The sequence below is a fragment of the Lederbergia lenta NBRC 16444 genome (genome assembly GCF_001591545.1).
Taxonomy (GTDB): domain Bacteria; phylum Bacillota; class Bacilli; order Bacillales; family Bacillaceae_C; genus Lederbergia; species Lederbergia lenta.
On sequence record NZ_BCVC01000002.1, the window covers coordinates 340,371 to 362,579 of the forward strand.

Annotated in this window: 19 protein-coding genes, 1 tRNA gene and 1 other RNA gene; 16 read left to right on the forward strand and 5 right to left on the reverse strand. The window is 38.0% G+C overall.

Annotated elements, in window-relative coordinates:
• The first annotated feature begins 27 nt into the window (after positions 1-27).
• A complete protein-coding gene (locus tag BLE01S_RS11530; RefSeq protein WP_066141832.1) occupies positions 28-1,746 on the forward strand; it encodes an ABC transporter ATP-binding protein in 1,719 nt (572 codons plus the stop codon).
• Between the two features lie 65 nt (positions 1,747-1,811).
• Here BLE01S_RS11530 and clpP read toward each other — a convergent pair whose 3' ends face one another.
• From clpP to BLE01S_RS11545, 3 genes are all read right to left on the reverse strand, one after another.
• Positions 1,812-2,411 (reverse strand): ATP-dependent Clp endopeptidase proteolytic subunit ClpP, encoded by a 600-nt coding sequence (gene clpP / locus BLE01S_RS11535; protein WP_066141835.1) that lies wholly within the window; start codon positions 2,409-2,411, stop codon positions 1,812-1,814.
• Between the two features lie 263 nt (positions 2,412-2,674).
• Entirely contained in the window at positions 2,675-3,244 is a 570-nt protein-coding gene (locus BLE01S_RS11540; protein ID WP_066141838.1) for a DUF6241 domain-containing protein, read from the reverse strand.
• Between the two features lie 178 nt (positions 3,245-3,422).
• A tRNA-Arg gene (locus BLE01S_RS11545) sits at positions 3,423-3,494 on the reverse strand.
• Positions 3,495-4,054: 560 nt separating this feature from the next.
• On the opposite strand from BLE01S_RS11545, the gene BLE01S_RS11550 reads away from it, so the two are divergent.
• The 12 genes from BLE01S_RS11550 to ssrA all read left to right on the forward strand — a co-directional run bounded on the left by BLE01S_RS11550 (position 4,055) and on the right by ssrA (position 16,860).
• Positions 4,055-4,303: a glutaredoxin family protein gene (locus tag BLE01S_RS11550; RefSeq protein ID WP_274379913.1), complete on the forward strand. Its 249-nt coding sequence runs from the start codon at positions 4,055-4,057 to the stop codon at positions 4,301-4,303.
• A gap of 119 nt (positions 4,304-4,422) precedes the next feature.
• On the forward strand, positions 4,423-5,457 hold the full coding sequence (locus BLE01S_RS11555; RefSeq protein ID WP_066141845.1) for a sugar-binding transcriptional regulator: 1,035 nt from the start codon (positions 4,423-4,425) through the stop codon (positions 5,455-5,457).
• 52 nt (positions 5,458-5,509) lie between these two features.
• Complete coding sequence (gap, locus tag BLE01S_RS11560) at positions 5,510-6,517, forward strand: type I glyceraldehyde-3-phosphate dehydrogenase (protein WP_066141848.1); 1,008 nt, start codon at positions 5,510-5,512, stop codon at positions 6,515-6,517.
• 340 nt (positions 6,518-6,857) lie between these two features.
• A complete protein-coding gene (locus tag BLE01S_RS11565; RefSeq protein ID WP_066141851.1) occupies positions 6,858-8,042 on the forward strand; it encodes a phosphoglycerate kinase in 1,185 nt (394 codons plus the stop codon).
• 67 nt (positions 8,043-8,109) lie between these two features.
• Positions 8,110-8,868, forward strand: a complete 759-nt coding sequence (tpiA, locus tag BLE01S_RS11570; RefSeq protein ID WP_066141854.1) for a triose-phosphate isomerase — start codon at positions 8,110-8,112, stop codon at positions 8,866-8,868.
• On the forward strand, positions 8,865-10,397 hold the full coding sequence (gene gpmI, locus BLE01S_RS11575; RefSeq protein WP_066141857.1) for a 2,3-bisphosphoglycerate-independent phosphoglycerate mutase: 1,533 nt from the start codon (positions 8,865-8,867) through the stop codon (positions 10,395-10,397). The genes tpiA and gpmI overlap by 4 nt, the downstream gene beginning before the upstream one ends.
• 84 nt (positions 10,398-10,481) lie before the next feature.
• A complete protein-coding gene (eno, locus tag BLE01S_RS11580) occupies positions 10,482-11,774 on the forward strand; it encodes a phosphopyruvate hydratase (protein ID WP_066141860.1) in 1,293 nt (430 codons plus the stop codon).
• A 406-nt stretch (positions 11,775-12,180) separates the two neighbouring features.
• Positions 12,181-12,414 carry a preprotein translocase subunit SecG gene (gene secG, locus BLE01S_RS11585; protein WP_066141863.1) on the forward strand — a complete coding sequence of 78 codons (234 nt, stop codon included), beginning with the start codon at positions 12,181-12,183 and terminating at the stop codon, positions 12,412-12,414.
• A gap of 168 nt (positions 12,415-12,582) precedes the next feature.
• Complete coding sequence (locus tag BLE01S_RS11590) at positions 12,583-13,329, forward strand: alpha/beta hydrolase (protein ID WP_066141865.1); 747 nt, start codon at positions 12,583-12,585, stop codon at positions 13,327-13,329.
• A gap of 19 nt (positions 13,330-13,348) precedes the next feature.
• The gene (gene rnr / locus BLE01S_RS11595; protein ID WP_066141868.1) at positions 13,349-15,694 is read left to right on the forward strand and encodes a ribonuclease R; all 2,346 of its coding nucleotides are present in this window, start codon (positions 13,349-13,351) and stop codon (positions 15,692-15,694) included.
• Between the two features lie 130 nt (positions 15,695-15,824).
• The gene (smpB, locus tag BLE01S_RS11600) at positions 15,825-16,292 is read left to right on the forward strand and encodes an SsrA-binding protein SmpB (RefSeq protein ID WP_066141871.1); all 468 of its coding nucleotides are present in this window, start codon (positions 15,825-15,827) and stop codon (positions 16,290-16,292) included.
• Positions 16,293-16,494: 202 nt separating this feature from the next.
• Positions 16,495-16,860, forward strand: a transfer-messenger RNA (tmRNA) gene (gene ssrA / locus BLE01S_RS11605).
• A gap of 352 nt (positions 16,861-17,212) precedes the next feature.
• Here ssrA and BLE01S_RS11610 read toward each other — a convergent pair.
• Complete coding sequence (locus BLE01S_RS11610) at positions 17,213-18,157, reverse strand: cation diffusion facilitator family transporter (protein ID WP_066141874.1); 945 nt, start codon at positions 18,155-18,157, stop codon at positions 17,213-17,215.
• An 18-nt stretch (positions 18,158-18,175) separates the two neighbouring features.
• Positions 18,176-18,511: an ArsR/SmtB family transcription factor gene (locus tag BLE01S_RS11615; RefSeq protein ID WP_066141876.1), complete on the reverse strand. Its 336-nt coding sequence runs from the start codon at positions 18,509-18,511 to the stop codon at positions 18,176-18,178.
• Between the two features lie 486 nt (positions 18,512-18,997).
• On the opposite strand from BLE01S_RS11615, the gene BLE01S_RS11620 reads away from it, so the two are divergent.
• From BLE01S_RS11620 to BLE01S_RS11630, 3 genes are read left to right on the forward strand one after another with little or no spacing between them, the layout of a single operon-like run.
• On the forward strand, positions 18,998-19,456 hold the full coding sequence (locus BLE01S_RS11620) for a CopY/TcrY family copper transport repressor (protein ID WP_066141877.1): 459 nt from the start codon (positions 18,998-19,000) through the stop codon (positions 19,454-19,456).
• 41 nt (positions 19,457-19,497) lie between these two features.
• Complete coding sequence (gene copZ, locus BLE01S_RS11625) at positions 19,498-19,713, forward strand: copper chaperone CopZ (RefSeq protein WP_066141879.1); 216 nt, start codon at positions 19,498-19,500, stop codon at positions 19,711-19,713.
• A gap of 18 nt (positions 19,714-19,731) precedes the next feature.
• Positions 19,732-22,191: a heavy metal translocating P-type ATPase gene (locus tag BLE01S_RS11630; RefSeq protein WP_066141881.1), complete on the forward strand. Its 2,460-nt coding sequence runs from the start codon at positions 19,732-19,734 to the stop codon at positions 22,189-22,191.
• Positions 22,192-22,209 lie beyond the last annotated feature (18 nt).

Sequence of the window (22,209 nt, forward strand, 5' to 3'; positions counted from 1 at the left end):
TGAAATGGTTACTGAAGGAGAAGCGTGATGCTAAAACAATTTTTTTCCTATTATAAACCCCATAAGCGACTGTTTATTATTGACTTTACTAGTGCCGTAATAGTAGCCATTCTAGAGCTTGCATTCCCAGTTGCAGTCCAGTGGTTTATAGATAAACTTTTACCTGAGGGGAATTGGAGCACAATTGTAACAGTAGGTTTATTATTGTTACTTGTTTATGTTCTAAGTACAGGTCTTCAGTTTATCGTGAGTTACTTGGGACACAAGCTAGGAATTAATATAGAAACGGATATGCGGGAAGAGTTATTTACCCATGTGCAAAGGCAATCGTTTCGCTTTTTTGATAATACGAAAACAGGACATGTCATGAGTAGAATTACAAATGATTTATTCGATATTGGTGAGCTTGCCCATCATGGACCAGAGGATTTCTTTATTGCGATCATGACCTTTGTTGGTGCCTTTGCAATCATGTTCAATATTAATCCACAGCTAGCTATTATCGCTATTATTATGGTTCCGTTCCTTATTTGGCTTGTGACATTTTGTAATGTAAAAATGAATCAAGCGTGGAAGAATATGTATGGGAAAATTGCAGATGTGAATGGACGTGTTGAGGATAGTGTGTCGGGCGCTAGAGTAGTTCAATCATTTACAAATGAAGAGTTTGAAATCTCTCGTTTTAAAGAAGATAACGGCAATTTTCGCTTAGCAAAACTTGTTGCATATAAGGTGATGGCTTGGACGCATTCTAGTATCTATATGATGACTCGTCTTGTGACTCTATTAGTTCTGGTTGTTGGAGCCTGGTTTAGTTTTAATGGAAAGCTTACATATGGTGAGCTTGTTAGTTTTGTTTTGTACGTTAATGTCTTGATTAAACCAATTGATAAAATCAGCGCATTGCTGGAATTGTACCCTAAAGGAATGGCTGGATTCAAACGGTTTCGAGATTTAATCGAGCAAGAACCGGAGATCCAGGATCGGCCACATGCCGAGGAGGTGCACGGATTAGTTGGTGATATTCAATTTAATGATGTGTATTTCAAATATGATGAACATCAAGCGGTATTAAAGGGAATTAACTTAAATATACAATCCGGGGAAACTGTAGCCTTTGTCGGTCCATCTGGTGCGGGAAAAACAACTATATGTTCGTTGATACCGAGGTTTTATGATGTAAATGCGGGTTCAATCTCCATCGATGGTATCGATATTCGCGATATGACAAAGCATTCACTACGCTCACATATTGGAATAGTTCAGCAGGATGTCTTTTTATTCACTGGAACGATCTGGGAAAACATTGCATATGGAAACAGAAATGCAAGTGATGCAGAAATTTACAGCGCCGCACGAAAGGCACATTTGGAAGACTTTATTGCTTCATTACCGGATGGTTATGAAACACAAATTGGGGAACGTGGTTTAAAATTATCTGGGGGGCAAAAGCAGAGATTGGCCATTGCGCGTATGTTTTTAAAAAATCCACCAATACTTATTCTAGATGAAGCGACATCTGCGTTAGATACAGAAACAGAGAAAATAATTCAACAAGCATTGAATGAACTTGCAGAAAATCGTACAACTTTAGTGATTGCACATCGTTTAGCAACAATCCGTGATGCTGATAGAGTCCTAGTTGTAACAGAAGATGGAATTGCAGAGGATGGCACTTACTCCGATTTAGTAAATCAAGGTGGCATCTTTGCTAATTTGCACCATATCCAATTTCAAGAAGTATGAATCAATTTTTTATATTGAAAAACGCTTGAGACATTATCTCAAGCGTTTTTGATGAGAAAAAAAGGTTATTTTTTCTCGATTTCTTCATGGCGTTGCAGGATATGATCGATTAATCCATATTCCTTTGCTCTTTCAGCTGTCATAAAGTTGTCGCGATCTGTATCACGTTGAATTACTTCAATTGGCTGCCCTGTACGTTCAGACAGAATTTGATTAAGTTTTTCACGTAAGAAAAGAATACGTTTCGCAGCAATTTCAATTTCCGTTGCTTGACCTTGCGCACCACCGAGTGGTTGGTGAATCATTACTTCGCTGTTCGGTAAAGCGTAACGTTTTCCTTTTGTACCTGCAGCAAGTAGGAACGACCCCATAGATGCAGCCATACCGATACAAATTGTTTGGATATTTGGTTTGATAAATTGCATTGTGTCATAAATAGCCATTCCTGCAGTGATGCTTCCGCCTGGGCTATTTATATAAATAGAAATGTCTTTCTCGGGATTTTCAGCTTCCAAGAATAACAATTGTGATACGATCGAGTTAGCGACATTATCGTCAATAGCGCTACCGAGCATGATGATACGATCTTTTAATAACCGTGAATAAATATCATAGGCCCGCTCTCCACGACTTGTTTGTTCAATAACTGTTGGAATTAAATTCATAATGTTTCTCCTCCTTATAAAAAATCAGATGGTTTAACTTAAGCTCTTTGCTCTTTTACATATGATGTAATAATATCATACAACGATGGTCAGTAAAGGTCAAACGAATGAATTTAGAGTGTATAAATAAAGTTTATACCATATCATATTAACCATCAGCTTTCATTTTAAACAAAAAATGCTTGCAATGGTTAATTATTTGACTTTTAACAGTTAATATTGGGTAAAATGCTCATTCTAAGATAAAAAGAAAAACGGTAACATCAATTCGATTCTGATGTTACCGCCTTCGCTTTAATATTAAAATGTTTTTTAATAAATGCTTTTTCCTCATCAAGAGACAGAACGCCAGAGGCCTTTCCAATCGTACCACCTTGCAATTTCCAAACAGCGTTGTGGTCTTTGTCTGCTTGTGTGAAATCATTATTCTCCCAACGCTCAAGAATGCGTAAGTATGTACTAGCATGTATGTATTTGCTTTCATTCATTTCAACTACTTCTATTAAACGTTTTACACGCTCTTGAGTTAAAGGAAGAAAACCCCATTTTTCTTCCGCTATCACTTTTTGATGTGACATTCCATGTATAGCGTCTTGAATAGCATATTCACTTGTATCATTAGGAAACTCTTCTTCAATCGTTTCCTCTCTTTGTTCATCAATTTCAATTACCGATGTTTCAACTTGAGTATTTCCTCCAGATTTTGTAATCGCGGTTTTTTCTTTAACAGTGACATCGTTTTTGTCATTGTTTAACAAAGTGAAAGTGAGATATGTAACGATAGCAAAAAGAACAGCTCCAAATGTAATAATGAGTATTTTTTTATTTTTCATAAAATTCACTCCCTCTCTATAGTAATACATGGAAAATCTTCTGACAATCTATATTTGAGTGGATGATTTAAGATTATGAAGAAAGCTTTAGCAGCCATAAAAAAAAGCGCCTCTTTCAATTAAGAAAGAGACGCAGTAAAACTTTCGTTACTTATTATTGCTTGAAACACGCGATATACGCCCTCGGCAGGAATCGAACCCACATCTCAAGAACCGGAATCTTACGTGTTATCCGTTACACTACGAGGGCAAAAAACTGTCATGTCAAGGCTTGCGTTACTTCTTTCCGAAGCACTATTATAAATACGAACCTTAAGACATCTTTCATCATACTTAAACAGGTGATACTTGTCAATAATAAAAGATGATTTTATTCGCGTTCTTCTGATCCGTGCGTATAGTCGATTCGTTAAAGTGGACGCTTTAAAATGGTTACTCCATGATGAAATAAGATATTACCTTTAAATGGAATTAATTAGAGTGAATCCCAAAATAATGTAAACAGTGATCAAGGCCAGTATATGCTCATTGATGGATAGTAAAGAGCGCTCAACGGACAGTATTTGCTTATGACGGCTAGTAAATATCCGATGACGGCCAGTAAATGATCTGAAACAGCCAGTAAGCTGGTGTAAACCGCAAAAGAATGTGGAGATTAGCTGTTTATTATATTTAGTTGAATAGAACATAGAACCATAGGATATTAATTTCTATATTATTAATGAGAAGGAATTATTTTTGACTCCACAAAGCTTTAAAAAATATATATAATTATCCAGGTAGACATGTTTATATTAAGATGATGGGGTGATGATAGTGGGAATAACTTTTTATACAAAGAAAAATTGTATGCTTTGTGAGGACGCTGAATTAATGTTAAGAATGTTACAAAAAGAGTATGGTTTTGACATTATTACAAATGATATAGAAACAAACGAGATGTGGATGGAGAAGTATGGTATATCTATTCCTGTTGTTGAGATAGATGGCGAATTGATTCAAGAAGGGATCATTGATCTTTTTACGTTAGAGGAACAAATACAAAAACATCTGAATTGATATTTATTTTTTAGCGTGATAAGATATAAATAAGCCGGAGCTTATTTTTTTATTTGTAATGGGACGCTTTATGTCTTACTGGGACGCCACGTGACCTGCGGTGTTGAAGGAGCAATGATATGCATGATTTTTTGAAAATCCAATCGAAAATTGTGCCTGACTTACTTGATGTTATGCAGAAACGCTATCAGATTCTACGTTCTATCCGTTTAACGGAACCAGTTGGTCGTAGGACATTGGCAGGTATGTTAGGGATGACTGAACGAGTTTTAAGAAGTGAGGCTGAATTTTTAAAGACCCAACATCTAATTGATGTAAAAACAGCTGGAATGATGGTAACTGAAAAGGGCTTAAAGTTACTTGATGAACTTGATGAAATGATGAGTAATTTATCAGGTATTCGTCAATTAGAACATGACCTTAAACAATTGATGGGTATCGCCGAAGTAATTGTCATTCCCGGAGACAGTGATACAGCTACCTTTGTTAAAGAAGAACTTGGTAAGGCTTGTGCAGATCGTTTGAAGTCTAGTCTCAATAAGGATAATATTATTGCTGTAACAGGCGGAACTACTATGGCCTGTACTGCTGAAATGTTGACTGATGAGCTAGGAGAGAAAAGAAAGTTACTTTTCGTGCCTGCTCGAGGTGGAATTGGGGAAGATGTTAAGAATCAAGCAAATGTAATTTGTGCAACCATGGCTGAAAATACGGGTGGCTCTCATCGAGTATTATATGTCCCAGATCAAGTAGGACGAGAAGTGTATGAATCCTTACTTAAAGAACCGGCAATTAAGGAAATTTTACAACTGATTAAAGCATCCAACATTGTTCTTCACGGTATTGGAGATGCTATTACAATGGCTGGTAGGAGAAGAACTTCTACATCATCGATGAAAAAAATTTCCGAAGAAAATGCAGTTGGTGAAGCATTTGGCTATTATTTTAATGAAAATGGGGAAATAGTACATAAGGTCCCCACTATCGGACTTCAAATTTCCGATCTTCATGTGGGTCGAAAAGTGATAGCGGTAGCTGGAGGTAAGTCGAAAGCTAAAGCAATCAAGGCCTATATGAAAAGTGCACCAGATCAGACAGTATTAATCACTGATGAAGGTGCAGCGAGAGAGATTTTAAAAGTACATCTCAAATAGGTGTATCTTTTAAATATAGATTTAATGCATGATCATAAAGGAGGAAATAAAGATGGCAGTAAAAGTTGGTATTAATGGTTTCGGAAGAATCGGGAGAAATGTTTTCCGTGCGGCACTTAACAATCCAGAGGTGGAAATCGTAGCAGTCAATGACTTGACAGATGCGAACATGCTTGCACATTTATTGAAACATGACACTGTTCATGGCAATCTTCAAGAAAACGTATCAGTTGATGGAGATACAATCGTAATTGGCGACCACCGCATTAAAGTACTTGCTGAGCGCGACCCTGCACAACTTGGTTGGGGAGATCTAGGCGTTGAAGTAGTTGTTGAATCAACAGGACGTTTCACTAAACGTGACGATGCAGCTAAGCATATTGAAGCTGGTGCGAAAAAAGTAATCATCTCAGCTCCTGCAAACGGCGAAGATATTACAATTGTTATGGGTGTTAACGAAGATAAATATGATGCTGCAAATCATCATGTACTTTCAAACGCATCATGCACAACTAACTGTCTTGCTCCATTTGCAAAAGTTCTTAACGATAAATATGGTATCAAACGTGGAATGATGACAACTGTTCACTCTTATACGAATGATCAACAAATTCTTGACCTTCCACATAGTGATTACCGCCGTGCACGCGCAGCAGCGGAAAATATCATCCCAACAACAACTGGAGCAGCAAAAGCAGTTGCACTTGTGCTTCCTGAGTTGAAAGGTAAATTGAATGGTATGGCAATGCGTGTTCCAACACCTAACGTTTCTGTTGTTGACCTTGTTGCTGAACTTGAAAAAGAAGTAACTGCTGAAGAAGTAAATGCAGCATTTAAAGAAGCAGCAGAAGGCGAATTAAAAGGCATTCTAGCTTATACTGATGAGCCACTTGTATCTACTGACTACAATGGTGACGCAAATTCTTCTACAATTGATGGTTTATCCACAATGGTAATGGAAGGTAACATGGTAAAAGTATTGTCTTGGTACGATAACGAAACAGCTTATTCACACCGTGTAGTAGACCTTGCAGCATACATCGCAAAACAAGGACTATAAGTTAGAAAAGCGTAAGGTGCTCGTTCAGGGGCGACAAGCATAAGACGAGACGGAGGGAAGGGTGCATTTTACCCTTCTTGACGGATTGGCTTATGACCTCGAGTCCCTAGCACCTGAAGCTAGACATATAGAAAAGCGTAAGGTGCTCGATGATACCGATGGAAATCCTATGTAGGTCCTTCTAAAAGGAACAGTTAACTAAGTGCTACATTATGTAGCAACGGTTAGACCTATAGGCCTAATATTGGATAATTCGATGCTCGGCATCTATAATATATGAATGAAGGGGGAGTGGGGAACAATCCCCCTCCCTTTATTTTTGCTAAAGGAGGCTTGCGTAATGGAGAAGAAATCAATTAAAGATGTAGATGTAAAAGGAAAACGCGTATTTTGCCGTGTCGACTTCAACGTTCCAATGAGCGAAGGAGAGGTAACGGATAACACACGAATTCGCGCTGCATTGCCGACGATTCAATATTTAGCAGAACAAGGGGCTGTCGTCATTTTGGCAAGTCACCTCGGCAGACCAAAAGGTGAAGTGAAAGAAGAGCTTAGACTAACACCTGTGGCACAACGACTTAGCGAATTATTAGGTAAAGACGTAGCGAAAGCGGACGAAGCTTATGGTGATAGTGTGAAGGAACAAATTTCCGGATTACAAGCAGGCGACGTTATTTTACTTGAAAACGTTCGTTTCTATCCAGGTGAGGAAAAAAATGACCCAGAACTTGCAAAAGCTTTTGCGGAACTGGCTGATCTTTATGTGAATGATGCATTTGGAGCAGCACACCGAGCACATGCTTCGACGGAAGGAATCGCGAAACATCTACCATCTGTTGCAGGATTTTTAATGGAAAAGGAACTTGAAGTTCTTGGTAAAGCATTATCAAATCCAGAGCGCCCTTTCACAGCCATTATCGGTGGAGCAAAAGTAAAAGATAAAATTGGCGTTATTGAAAACTTACTAGATAAAGTAGATAATTTAATTATTGGTGGCGGACTCGCTTATACATTTGTTAAATCACAAGGGCATGAAATTGGATTGTCCCTACTTGAAGAAGATAAAATCGATCTAGCAAAATCGTACATGGAAAAAGCGAAAGAAAAAGGCGTAAACTTCTATATGCCTTTAGATGTAACGATTGCAGACGACTTTTCTGAAAAAGCAAACACGAAAACGGTAGCGATTGATGAGATTCCTGCAGATTGGGAAGCACTTGATATCGGACCTAAAACGAGAGAGCTTTATGCGAAAGTCATTCAAGAGTCTAAACTCGTTATTTGGAACGGACCTATGGGTGTATTCGAGTTGGAACCTTTTGCTAAAGGAACAAAGGCGGTTGCAGAGGCACTTGCTGAAGCTACAGATACATATTCTGTTATTGGTGGAGGCGACTCAGCTGCGGCAGTAGAGAAATTCGGACTAGCAGAGCGTATGAGTCACATTTCAACTGGTGGCGGAGCTTCACTGGAGTTTATGGAAGGTAAGGAGCTACCTGGAGTTTCTGCACTTGATGACAAGTAACATTATTTAGGGAAAAGTGGAAAAGCTAAAACCACTTTATTGTATAGAGTGAAAGGATGAGTGAACAATGCGTAAACCTATCATTGCTGGTAACTGGAAAATGAATAAAACACTTGAAGAAGCATTGGCTTTTGCAAATGAAGTGAAAGAAAATGTCCCTTCTAAGGATCAAGTTGAATCAGTCATATGTGCACCTGCTTTATTTCTTGGCCAGCTAATTACTACTGTTGGTAACAATGATGTAGCAATTGGCGCGCAAAATATGCATTTTGAAGACAATGGTGCTTTTACAGGAGAAGTAAGTCCTGTTGCGCTTCAAGATATTGGCGTATCTCATGTAATTTTGGGTCATTCAGAACGCCGTGAAATGTTTAATGAAACAGATGAATCTGTAAATAAAAAGACACATGCAGCTTTTAATCATGGATTAACACCGATTGTTTGTGTTGGAGAAACATTGGAACAACGTGAAAGTAATCAAACGACTGAACTTGTCGGGGCTCAAGTAGAAAAAGCGCTACAAGGACTTTCTGAAGAACAAGTGAAACAAACTGTTATCGCTTATGAACCAATTTGGGCAATTGGAACTGGTAAATCATCTACTGCTACAGATGCAAACGAAGTTTGTGCACATATTCGAAGTGTAGTGGAAAGTAAATTTTCAAAAGCTGCTGCAGATGCTATTCGTATCCAGTACGGCGGCAGTGTAAAACCAGAAAATATTAAAGAATATATGGGACAATCTGATATTGATGGTGCGCTTGTAGGCGGTGCTAGTCTCGAACCTGCGTCATTCCTTCAATTGCTTGAAGGTGCTGCAAAATGAGTAAAGCTCCAGTTGCTCTTATTATTTTAGATGGATTCGGCTGTCGTAAAGAAAATAGCGGTAATGCTGTTGCGCAAGCAAATAAGCCGAATTTCGATCGTTATTGGAATGAATTTCCTCATAATCAATTGACTGCTTGCGGGGAAGCTGTTGGTCTTCCAGAAGGTCAAATGGGAAATTCTGAAGTCGGACATTTGAATATTGGAGCAGGTAGAATTGTGTATCAAAGTTTAACGAGAGTAAATATTGCTATTAGAAACGGTGAATTTGAAAAAAATGAAACGTTCCAGCAAGCAATTGATCACGTTAAAAAGACAGGTAAGAAACTTCATTTGTTTGGCCTTTTATCAGACGGTGGTGTGCATAGTCATATCGAACATTTATATGCATTATTAAAACTTGCTGCTGATCAAGGTGTAAAAGATGTCTTTGTACATGCATTCCTTGACGGTCGAGATGTTGGTCCGAAATCAGCTGAAGGTTATATTAAAGCAGCCCAAGCAAAAATGGCTGAATATGGCGTCGGTCAATTTGCGACCATCTCTGGAAGATTTTATTCTATGGACAGAGATAAACGTTGGGATCGTGTGGAAAAAGCATACCGTGCCATGGCTTATGGTGAGGGACCCTCCTATAAGGATCCGTTAGAAATGATTCATGATTCTTATGACAATGGTATTTTTGATGAATTTGCCCTTCCGTCTGTTATGACGGATGAAAACGGACATCCACTAGCAACAGTAGATGATGAAGATGCAGTTATTTTCTTCAATTTCCGTCCTGATCGTGCTATTCAAATTTCCAATGTATTTACGAATCAAGATTTTGATGCATTTGATCGTGGAGCAGACAGACCGAAAGATCTTTATTTTGTATGTATGACTCATTTTTCAGAAACAGTGAATGGTTATGTCGCTTTTAAATCAGTGAACCTAGACCAAACATTAGGACAAGTGATCTCACATAATGGATTATCGCAACTTCGAATTGCGGAAACAGAAAAGTATCCGCATGTTACGTTCTTTATGAGTGGTGGTCGAGAAGAAACATTTCCTGGTGAAGAGCGGATCTTGATTAATTCGCCTAAAGTAGCAACATATGACTTACAGCCAGAAATGAGTGCTTACGAAGTAACAGATTCGCTTTGCGAGCAAATTGAAAATGACAAGTTTGATGCGATTATACTAAACTTTGCTAATCCTGATATGGTTGGACACTCTGGGATGCTAGAGCCAACGATTCAAGCAATTGAAGCTGTTGATGAGTGTCTAGGTCGCATTGTTGATATGATTATCGAAAAAGGTGGAACAGCTATTATTACAGCTGACCACGGAAATTCGGATGAAGTAGTGACGCCTCAAGGGACGCCTATGACGGCACACACAACGAATCCAGTACCAGTGATCGTTACGAAAAGTGGCATCACAGTTCGTGAAGGCGGCATTTTAGCAGATTTAGCCCCAACGGTGTTAGATTTATTAGGACTTAAAAAGCCAGAAGAAATGACTGGTACTAGTTTGATTAAATAATTTAGAAATAAAAGACTGCAGTCGAAATGTTATACAATTTACATTAATAGAACGATAAAACTATTTTCTAAGGAGAGATTTTTAATGCCATTCATTACACAAGTATATGCACGTGAAGTTCTTGATTCGCGCGGTAATCCAACAATTGAAGTAGAAGTTTATACAGATTCAGGAGCTTTTGGTCGCTCTTTAGTTCCAAGTGGTGCATCAACAGGTGAATATGAAGCTGTTGAATTACGTGATGGAGACAAAAACCGCTATCTTGGCAAAGGTGTTGAGAAAGCAGTTGATAATGTTAATAACGTGATCGCTGAAGAAATCGTTGGTTTTGATGTAACGGATCAAGTAGGCATTGATAAAGCAATGATCGAACTTGATGGAACAGATAATAAGGGCAAACTTGGTGCAAATGCTATTCTAGGAGTATCTATGGCAGCAGCACATGCAGCAGCTGATTATCTTGGTCTTGAGCTATACCAATATTTAGGTGGGTTTAACGCGAAGCAACTTCCTGTACCAATGATGAATATCCTCAACGGTGGAGAGCATGCTGATAATAACGTTGATATTCAAGAATTCATGATCATGCCAGTAGGAGCGCCAACTTTTAAAGAAGCGCTACGTATGGGAACTGAAATTTTCCACAGCTTGAAAGCAGTACTTCAAGAAAAAGGTTTGAATACAGGTGTTGGTGATGAAGGTGGATTTGCTCCAAACTTGAAATCAAACGAAGAAGCACTTGAAACAATTATGATTGCAATTGAAAAAGCTGGTTATAAAGCAGGCGAAGAAGTTAAACTTGCAATGGACGTTGCATCATCTGAGTTCTATAACAAAGATGACGGTAAATACCATTTAAGCGGCGAAGGAATTGTTAGAACGTCTGAAGAAATGGTTGACTGGTACGAAGAGATGGCTGCTAAATACCCAATCGTTTCAATCGAAGATGGGCTTGACGAGAACGACTGGGCTGGTCATAAACTACTAACAGAACGTATCGGTACGAAAGTACAATTAGTTGGTGACGACTTATTCGTTACAAACACAGAAAAACTGGCACGCGGAATTGAAGAAGGCGTTGGAAATTCAATCTTGGTAAAAGTAAACCAAATTGGTACTTTAACTGAAACATTTGATGCGATTGAAATGGCGAAACGTGCAGGCTATACTGCTGTTATCTCTCACCGTTCTGGTGAAACGGAGGACAGCACAATTGCTGACATCGCTGTAGCAACAAACGCTGGTCAAATTAAAACAGGTGCACCTTCACGTACAGACCGTGTTGCAAAATATAACCAACTACTTCGCATCGAAGATATGTTGGCAGACACAGCACAGTACCTAGGAGCTAAAACATTTTATAACATTAACAAATAAGTAATTTAAAAAAGGATTCAACGTTAATCAGCGTTGGATCCTATTTGCTTATCAGGCTTACCAAGTTTTCTTTATCTCGTATAAAAGGGGATCGTCGACTAAAATTGCCCCGTCCTATGGCAACGTCGACGCACCCACATCGTGTGGGCGCAGTTTATACGTCGCAAAACGGTCGCTTCCGCTTTTATATGCTGTCTAGCTCCAGTGCCTATCGACTAGCAGACTTCAAGACTTCTCCTATGATAAGTCAACATCAGCTCGCCTCGCAGGCTTGCTGTGTTTCCTTTATCTCGCCCGAGATGTACGACGATGTTCAAGGCGCTTCCACTTTTCTATACTTGTACACGCTTAAATTTTATGGTACATTTAGTTTATCGTTTTATGTTGTATCGGGGGGTGTACGCACGTGCATGCATTGGTTATTACATTATTAATTATTGTTTCAATTGCACTTATTATTGTCGTTTTATTACAATCAGGGAAAAGCGCAGGACTTTCAGGCGCTATATCTGGTGGTGCGGAGCAATTATTTGGAAAGCAAAAGGCTCGTGGATTGGATTTAGTTCTTCATCGTATTACAGTAGTGCTTTCTGTATTGTTTTTCATATTAACAATTTTAGTAACGATTTTCGAAGTATAAATGAGATACCAACCTGGCTAATTGGATGCCGGGTTTTTTTATTGTTTTTTTTATAAAAGCTAAATTCTGGATTGTTTCTCTATACTTTGTTAAAAATAGCTTATAGGCAAGTATTTCATATGCAAGTTTGGTTTATATATATTTATTGAAAAAGAGGAGTTATTATAAATGAAAATTAAATTACCGCAACCATTCACATTTAAAGCAGGCAAAAGAGCGGTATTGCTGTTACACGGTTTTACAGGAAATAGCGCAGATGTAAGAATGTTAGGAAGGTTTCTAGAGAAAAAGGGGTACACATCCCATGCACCACAATACAAAGGACATGGAGTACCTCCAGAAGAATTGGTTCATACTGGTCCTGAAGATTGGTGGGAAGATGTTATAGGGGGATATAATTATTTAAAAGAAAATGGATATGAAGAAATCGCAGTAGCTGGGTTATCATTAGGTGGGGTATTTTCATTAAAACTCGGTTACACTGTACCTGTAAAGGGAATTATACCAATGTGTGCTCCAATGTACATAAAAAGCGAAGAGGTTATGTTTGAGGGAATCATTGATTATGCCCGCGAATTTAAGAAATTCGAAGGTAAAGCTGATGAACAAATTGAAACAGAAATGATAGAGTTCCGTAAAACACCTATGAAAACGTTGAAAGCCATGCAAGGATTAATTTCTGATGTACGTGAAAATGTAGATATGACTTATGCTCCTTTGTTTGTTGTACAAGCAAGAAATGATCATATGATTAACACAAATAGTGCCAACATTATTTATGAACAGGCTGAGTCGCCCGAAAAGGATTTAAAATGGTATGAAAAGTCAGGTCATGTCATCACATTAGGGCCTGAGAAAGACATACTGCACGAAGATATATATCAATTTTTAGAAGGACTAGACTGGTCAGAGTAGGTCAAAAGGAGGGAAAAGGATGGAAGAGAGTATACAGAAATATATAGATCAAATATTATCATACATGAAAGAGGAAGCATATAAGCCGCTTACTGTAAAAGAACTTGAGGAAGCCTTTCATATTAATGAATCAGAGGAATTTAAATACTTTGTAAAAGCATTAGTGCAGATGGAAGAGAATGGACTTGTTGTTAGAACAAGAAGTAACCGTTATGGTCTGCCAGAGAAAATGAATTTAATACGTGGTGTTCTATCAGGACATGCGAAAGGTTTTGCTTTTCTTCTCCCAGAAGAAGCAGGGTTAGATGATGTTTTTATCCCACCACATGAAAAGAATGGTGCTATGCATGGAGATACTGTACTTGTACGAGTATCGACGAGTAGTTCTCGTTCGCGCCCGGAAGGATCGGTTATCCGTATTGTTCAGCGTGGTTCGGATAAAATGGTTGGAACGTTTACAGAAAGCAAACACTTTGGTTTCGTCATTCCCGATGATAAAAAAATTGCAGATGATATTTTTATTCCAAAAAGTGCGGATATGGGTGCAGTGGAAGGACATAAAGTCGTAGTGAAAATAACGACATTTCCTGAAGATCGTAAAAATGCAGAAGGGGAAGTCATACAAATTCTCGGTCATAAAAATGATCCGGGGGTGGATATACTATCCATTATTCACCAACATGAATTACCACTGGCATTTCCTGATGAAGTAATGGAGGAAGCAAACAGCATTTCCGATACAGTCGATGAATCAGAGATTCCAAATAGAAAAGATCTACGCGGTGAAACAATTGTTACCATTGATGGCGCTGATGCAAAAGATCTTGATGATGCTGTGTCTATTACAAAACTTGAAAATGGAAATTATAAACTTGGTGTTCATATTGCTGATGTCAGTCATTATGTGCAAGAAGGTTCAGCAATTGATAGGGAGGCTTATGACCGAGGAACGAGTGTGTACTTAGTTGATAGGGTAATTCCAATGATCCCACACAGATTATCAAATGGAATATGCTCACTTAATCCTCAAGTAGATAGATTTACACTCTCTTGTGAAATGGAGTTAAATGATCGGGGAGAGGTCGTGAAGCACGAAATTTACCAAAGTGTAATTAAGACAACGGAGCGAATGACGTATACCGATGTCAATAAAATATTAATAGACAAAGACGAAGAACTTCGCAAAAAATATGAATCACTCGTACCAATGTTTGAATTAATGGAAGAGTTACAAGGCGTTCTTCAAAATAAGCGGAAGCAACGTGGAGCAATCGATTTTGATTTTAAAGAAGCGCAAGTGTTAGTTGATGATAATGGAAAGCCAACAGATGTTGTAATCAGAGAAAGATCGATTGGTGAACGAATTATTGAAGAATTTATGCTTGCAGCAAATGAAACGATAGCTGAGCATTTTCACTGGATGGATGTACCGTTTATATACCGAATCCATGAAGATCCAAAAGAAGAAAAGTTACAACGGTTCTTTGAATTTATCACAAACTTTGGTTTAATCGTACGCGGAACGGCGAATTCTGTCCATCCACGTGCCTTACAGGAAATCATTGAAGCGGTAGACGGAAAACCGGAAGAAATGGTTATATCAACAGTAATGTTACGTTCAATGCAACAAGCAAAATATGATCCAGAGAGCCTAGGTCATTTCGGATTATCGACTGATTATTATACTCATTTTACTTCTCCAATCCGTAGATATCCAGATTTAATTGTACATCGTTTAATTCGAAATTATTTAATTGAAGGTAAATTAGATGAAACGACTCGCGAAAAATGGAATGCCGAGCTTCCTGAAATAGCTGATCACACATCTAAACGTGAGCGACGTGCAGTGGAAGCAGAGCGAGACACAGATGAGTTGAAAAAAGCGGAATTTATGGAAGACAAAATTGGGGAAGAATTTGAAGGTATCATTAGCTCAGTCACTAATTTTGGTATGTTTGTAGAACTTCCAAACACAATTGAAGGTCTTGTCCATGTAAGCTTTATGACGGATGATTATTATCATTATGATGAGCGCCATCTAGCCATGATTGGTGAGCGAACTGGGAATGTATTTCGAATTGGCGATGAAATAACAGTTAGGTTAATCAAAGTCAATAAAGTGGAACATGATATTGATTTTGAAATCGTCGGTATGAAAAGTAATCGCAGACGGAAAGAAGAAGATAAGAAACCAAGAATTGTGAAGCTAAAAGGGACGCCTAAAAATAGCGATGGTAAAGATCCAAAAGCAAGTGAAAATGAAGAATGGTCGACAAGACCCCCGAAAAAGAAAAAGAAGAAGAAAAAGTCATATGATAATAAACCTTCGACGACAAGAAAAAAACGCAATGGGAAAAAGCGATAAGAGCTAATTTTGAAACAGAAACAACGGCGTTGCAGAATGCAAGCGACGCCGTTAAGATCGTTATGCTTCTAACCTTTTTCACACTCGTGTATAATAGAAAAACAGAAAGAATGCTAGGGGGGGACAACAAATGCCAAAAGGGACTGGGAAAATGATTGCTCAAAATAGAAAAGCGAATCATGACTTTTTTATCGAAGAGACATTTGAAGCAGGGATTGTTTTGCAAGGAACAGAAATTAAATCCATACGAGCGGGACGGATTAACTTGAAAGATTCATTTGCCCGTATTCATCAAGGCGAGATATTTTTGCATAATGCACATATTAGCCCTTATGAACAAGGAAACAGATACAATCATGATCCACTACGAGCAAGAAAGCTTCTTTTACATCGTAAGCAAATTAGTAAATTAATTGGTGAATCAAAAGAACAAGGTTATTCTATTATCCCATTAAAAGTATATTTGAAAAATGGCTTTGCTAAGGTTTTAATTGGACTTGGTAAAGGGAAAAAGAAATATGATAAACGTGAAGATCTGAAACAAAAAGAAGCTAAACGTGATATCGAAAGAGCATTCCGCGAACGCCAAAAAATGTAAGTATACTTGCGAACATTGATTTTTTGTGAGTTTATGCTATAATAATAACTGTAAGTGATGAAGTGCTCTATACCCGAGCGCCCATAAGATAAGAAATTGCGATTTGACTCTTCGTAGCTCTTTCCTTGGAATAAATAAGGAAAAGAAAAGTAAGAAGGTCAAACAAGCTGACGCAGATAATTGCTGCTTATCTTTTATTCATGGGGACGTTACGGATTCGACAGGGGTAGTTTGAGCTTAAGTTGCGAGTCGAGGGGATCGGCCTCGTTAAAACGTCAAAGCCAATAATAACTGGCAAAGAAAACAACAACTTCGCTTTCGCTGCTTAATAACAGTCGATAGCGGTTCCTCCCTCCATCGCCCATGTGGTAGGGTAAGGGACTCACTCTAAGTGGGCTACGCCGGAAGTCCTCCGCCTGGGGACCATGGAAGAGACCAATCGGGCTAGCGCTTCTGATGCCTGTTGATAGGCGGAAGAAGACGCGAAATACTAATATATCGACTACACTCGTAGACGCTTAAGTGGCGATATTTCTGGACGTGGGTTCGATTCCCACCGTCTCCACCAAATACATATTTGGTGGTTTTTTATTTGTCTTTGAAATGAACCTAAGTTGGCCGCTTTGGTCAGTCTATGTTTCAGAATAGGTGTATATTGCAAAAATAGAACTTAGATTTATACAGTAGCTAGTGTCAATTCATTTACTGGATTAGGCATTAGCCACTTTTAGTTTGAATAACCCCTATAACCATTAACGAATTAAGATGTAACTTGAACTAACAAATCTGTCAGAATAGTATAATCAGGGATGTTAATTGTAATCTAGTATTGAAATAATAAAGATCCTCTCAAGTAATGATAATCATTGAGAGGATCTTGAATTAAAAAGTATATTTGGTTGTTTCAATTACACCTCGTATCAGTGATGATGGTGGTGGCCAGATGATTCTGCTCTCACCTTACACAAAATTGAATTGTCGTGCAGATGAGCAGTCGTTTCCAATTGAATCGTCATATGATGAATGTTTTTATGTTCAAGATCATGTTCGATTTGATGAAGCATTCTTTCACTTTCAGCAATGGACATTTGATCAGCGACAACAGCATGGCAGGAAAGTGCATTTAAGCCACTTGTAATCGACCAAATGTGCAAATCATGAACGCCTTGAATGCCTTTTGTATTTTGAATTGTTTGAATTACATCGTTCACATTTACATTTTGTGGTGTCCCCTCCATTAGAACATGGAGTCCAGATTTCGTAACATAATAGCCACTCCGTAATACGAGTACAGCGACAATGACACTTGCGAGGGGATCTGCCCAACCCCAATCGAAGAATATTATGAGTAGTGCAGCGATAATGGCACCAATGGAACCAAGCATATCGCTAATCACATGCAAGTATGCTCCACGCATATTTAAGTTCTCTTCTATATCCCCACCACGCATCATAATCCAGGCAACAAATATATTGATTAGTAAGCCAATGGAAGCGATGATTAACATCCCAGTTGAAGCAACTTCAGGTGGATGTTGAAAACGTTGAATTGCCTCATAAAAAATATATATCGCAATTAATACGAGTGTTATTCCGTTTAGTACAGCTGCTAATATTTCAAATCGTTTATATCCATATGTTTTACTATAGTTAGCGGCCTTTTCTCCAAGTGTAAATGCCAATAACGCAACCCCAAGTGATATGGAATCACTTAACATATGTCCAGCATCAGATAATAATGCCAGGCTATTGGTAGTAAATCCTCCAATTGCCTCAACAATCATATAACCTGTAATAATAATAAAACTTAACATCAGCGTCTTTTTATTTGCCTCATGTGTATGGTCATGTCCATCGTGACCCATTTTAAATTACCTCCCAAATTAATGATGTGTAGCATGCTCGATTGCTTGCTTTAGTAAATTCATAATGTGAATGTCATCTTCCGAATAATACAAAGTTGTCCCTGCTCTTCTATATTTAACCAATCTTAGATTTTTCAAGAAACGCAACTGGTGGGAAACACTTGATTGGCTTACATTTAACCTCTCCGCAATATCATTGACAGAATGTTCCCCTGAACATAATAAATTCAAAATGCGAATTCTTGTAGGGTCGCTTAGTGCTTTGAATGTTTGCGAAACAACAAATAACGTTTCATCATCCAAATGCTGATCTTCTTTACAAAATATCTTTTCACCTATTTGCTCTTCACTCATTATAATTACACCCCTATAACCTGAATTTTAATATATGACCATATGTTCATATATACAATATGATAATCGATTATAAATGTCAATGGTAGGGAATGCATTTATTTTATTGTTTCTGTTTCTTCTCTAAAGGAAGATACATAATCAAGCTATAGAAGAGTTGATAGCATTTTTGCACTTTTCACTAATACACTTAGTTAATTTACGTATTCAGTTGTAAATAAAAAACGGAAACAAAGTATTATTACATCTATCTTATGTAGGCATAATAAAGATTTACCTACATCACATATCTTCCTAAGGTATTTTAATTCAGTTAAATGTTAGCAGTACCGTTAGTTTTGAATTTTAGGGACCGGGAAACGAATATAGAGAGGATATATGAGGAAAAAATTTAAAAAGAATACCCCTTGACATTTATTGTTTACAAATGTAAACTTAAGTCATGCAGTTGAGATTACATTTGTAAACGATAAGGTGGGTGAGGTCATGTGCACTGAAATAGATTTAAAAATTACAGATTCTGAATGGGAAGTTATGCGTGTTGTTTGGGCACAAGAGAGAGTCACCAGTAAAGAAATTATTCAAGTTTTACAGCAAAAGAAAGAATGGAAACCGGCGACGACAAAGACTTTTATAGGTCGACTTGTAAATAAGGGTGTGCTTGAAACTGAAACAGAGGGAAGGAAATATATATACTCTTCCAAAGTAAGTGAAGCAGAAATTATTAAAAGTTCATTAAATGAATATTTCAGTAACATTTGCAGTAGGGATGTTGGCAATACAATTGCGTATTTGCTTTCAAATGCAACATTGAGTTTTAAAGATATTGATAAATTGGAAAAAGTTCTGGAAGAGAAGAAAATAGATGCTGTTGAGGAGGTTGCTTGCAACTGTGTTCCTGGGCAGTGTAAATGTAAGGATCATCACTGTTCATCAGGACACTGAAATATTGCAGAAAATCAAAATATGAAAAAGGAGTGAGAATCATGAATAAAGCAACCATAAAAATTACAGGGATGAGCTGTGCTCATTGTGTAAATAAGATTGAAACAGCATTGCAAGATCTTCAAGGTGTTGTAAAGGCAAAAGTCAATTTAAAAAAGGAAATTGCCAAAGTTAAATATGATGAAACTGTTCAAAGTACAGATAGCTTAACGGCAGCTATAAAGGAAGTTGGCTATGAAGCTGAACCAGTTAGATAGAAAAGGAGTTGAAAATAAATGGTAACAAAAACATTCAATATAGAAGGTATGACTTGTGCATCATGCGTTCAGACCGTTGAGAAAGCAACAAAAAAGTTGCCCGGTGTTCAAGAAGCTAGCGTGAACTTAGCTACTGAAAAATTGAATATTAGTTTTGACGAAAACGTAGTATCTGCTCAAGATATTCAAACAGCTGTAGACAAAGCTGGGTATAAAGTTCAAGCAGATACTGAGAAGAAAACTTTTGTAATCACAGGTATGACTTGTGCATCCTGTGTACAATCTATCGAAAAGGCAACAAGGAAATTAGATGGCGTTATAAGCTCGAATGTAAATCTGGCTACAGAAAAAATGACAATCGAGTATGATCCGACAGCTGTTTCTGTATCAGATATTACCCATGCAGTATCAAATGCAGGATATAAAGCACAAGAGGATATGGAAATATCGGATTCAAGCAGTGAGGAAAATGATAAAAAACAAAAGAAAATTAAATCCATGTGGACACGTTTTTGGGGGTCGGCAGTTTTTACCATCCCATTGTTCTATATTTCGATGGGGCATATGGTGGGCTTTCCACTGCCGGAAATAATTAATCCAATGGCAAACCCTGAGTGGTTTTCACTCGTACAATTTATATTAACATTACCAGTTATGATTTTTGGTTGGAAGTTTTTCTCGGTTGGATTTAAGACGTTATTTAGAGGACATCCCAACATGGACTCACTGGTTGCGTTAGGGACCGGTGCTGCGTTTGTTTACAGTTCGGGGGCTACAATCGCAATTTGGCTTGGGCATTCCAGTTACGCAGGAAATCTCTACTATGAGTCTGCAGCGGTAATCCTTACCCTCATTACATTGGGTAAATATCTTGAAGTCCGTTCCATGGGCAAAACATCAGAAGCCATTGAAAAATTAATGGGGTTAGCTCCCAAGAAAGCCATGGTTGAAAGAAATGGGAAAGAAGTAGAAATTTCTGTTGATGAAGTAGTTGTGGGCGATATACTAATCGTAAAACCTGGTGAAAAAATACCTGTTGATGGTATTGTGATGGAAGGAATGACATCTATTGATGAATCGATGTTAACAGGTGAAAGTATACCAGTAGAAAAGAACGCAGGTGACAATGTCATAGGTGCAAGTATCAATAAGAATGGTACTATCCGATATCAAGCAACCAAAGTAGGAAAAGATACAGCCCTATCACAAATCATTAAATTGGTAGAGGATGCACAAGGATCTAAAGCACCGATTGCTAAAATGGCGGATATTATTTCTGGATATTTTGTGCCAATTGTTATAGGGATTGCAATTATTTCTGGTTTGGCGTGGTATTTCGGAGGAGGAGAAACAGGACTCTTTGCACTAACAATTACTATTTCCGTTTTAGTTATTGCTTGCCCATGTGCTCTTGGTCTTGCAACTCCAACTGCGATTATGGTAGGTACTGGTAAGGGTGCAGAAAATGGGGTATTAATTAAGAGTGGTGGAGCACTTGAAACAACCCATAAAGTTCAAACAATTGTATTTGATAAAACAGGTACGATTACAGAGGGTAAACCTAAAGTTACAGACGTTATTACTGTAAATGGGATCTCAGAAACAGAACTATTACAATTAACAGCATCTGCGGAAAAGGGTTCTGAGCATCCATTAGGTGAAGCAATTGTTAGGGATGCAGAAGATAAAGGGCTAGACTTTATGAAGTTAGAAAACTTCCATGCTATTCCTGGACATGGAATTGAAGTAACTGTAAATGGCAAAACATTATTAGCAGGAAATAGAAAATTAATGGATGATCGTAGCATTTCCTTAGTAGCATTGGCTAGCATATCGGATGAGTTAGCAGTTCAAGGGAAAACTCCTATGTACATTGCCATTAATAATCAAATTGCTGGTATTATTGCGGTTGCTGATACAGTCAAGGAAAACAGCTTAAAAGCAATTGAAAAACTTCATAAAATGGGAATAGAAGTAGCTATGATCACAGGTGACAATAAAGGTACAGCTGAGGCTATTGCCAAGCAAGTCGGAATTGATCGTGTATTAAGTGAAGTTTTACCAGAAGATAAAGCAAATGAAGTGAAAAAACTCCAAGCAGAAGGGTTGAAGGTGGCCATGGTTGGAGATGGTATCAATGATGCACCTGCTCTTGCGCAAGCGGACGTAGGAATAGCTATTGGTTCAGGCACGGATGTTGCGATGGAATCTGCTGATATTGTATTAATGAGAAGTGATTTAATGGATGTACCAACAGCTGTGGAATTAAGTAAGTCTACGATTCGAAATATCAAACAAAATTTATTCTGGGCATTTGCTTACAATGTGCTAGGCATACCGTTTGCGATGGGAGTTGTCTACCTCCTTGGCGGGCCATTATTGAATCCAATGGTTGCAGGAGCTGCAATGAGCTTAAGTTCCGTTTCCGTATTAGTCAATGCTCTGCGTTTAAAACGATTTAAACCATCGGCAATTTAAGGAAAAGGGAGAGGTTAG